At 47.6% G+C, this 250-nt stretch carries 1 protein-coding gene; it reads right to left on the reverse strand.

Translation table 11 applies throughout. From position 1 onward, the window contains the following. The coding region (locus tag AB4653_RS28375) for a LysR substrate-binding domain-containing protein (protein ID WP_372105971.1) at positions 1-250 on the reverse strand (250 nt) is incomplete at both ends.

Below are 250 nucleotides of genomic sequence, written 5' to 3' on the forward strand. Positions count from 1 at the left end.
GCTTAGCCAGCGGATGAGAGGCTCTCATCAAACACACGGACTTATCCTCTCCGAGCTTGATACTTGAGACATGATCTGGCTTTTTGGGGAACATACTCGACGCCAAGTGAATACCTGATTCATTAAGCGTTTCAAGGAAGTTAGGCTGCCACAAACGATAAGCCAAGTTGATATGGGGCGCGTCCTTCGACACCTCGGACACAATAATGGGCAAGATATACTGAGCAACATAATCACTCGAAGCCAACAC

The organism is Vibrio sp. 10N.222.48.A3, from assembly GCF_041475345.1.
In the GTDB taxonomy this organism is placed as follows: domain Bacteria; phylum Pseudomonadota; class Gammaproteobacteria; order Enterobacterales; family Vibrionaceae; genus Vibrio; species Vibrio tasmaniensis_A.